Origin of the sequence: Porcipelethomonas ammoniilytica (assembly GCF_025567485.1) — a bacterium.
Classification (GTDB): domain Bacteria; phylum Bacillota; class Clostridia; order Oscillospirales; family Ruminococcaceae; genus Porcipelethomonas; species Porcipelethomonas ammoniilytica.
On record NZ_JAOQKH010000112.1, the window covers coordinates 1 to 395 of the forward strand.

Genomic DNA, 395 nt, shown 5'->3' on the forward strand with positions numbered 1-395 from the left:
GAACCCCTGACAACATATACTATATTGGAATAAGTGCATTTCATAATTGTGTTAATCTAGAAAAAATAGATATACCAAATATTAAATATATTTTTGCCAATACTTTTGAAAATTGCATAAATCTTTCGGAAGTAAACATTCCGCAAGGTGTTATTAAAATTCAAAATTCAGCATTTAAAAATTGTGGATTAATTAGTGTGATATTACCCAAAGGAATGAAAAATATTGAAAGCAATGCGTTTAGTGACTGTCCTTATATGAAAAGTGTAACAATTCCAGAAGGTGTTGAAGAAATTGGTTGGGCAGCATTCGCTGCAACAGCTTTGGAAACGGTAAATATTCCTTCAAGCGTTAAAAGAATTGAAACATATGCATTTAATGAATGCAGAAACTTA

At 30.1% G+C, this 395-nt stretch carries 1 protein-coding gene; it reads left to right on the forward strand.

The features are described from left to right. The coding region (locus OCV67_RS13545; RefSeq protein WP_147644424.1) for a leucine-rich repeat domain-containing protein at positions 1 to 395 on the forward strand (395 nt) is incomplete at both ends.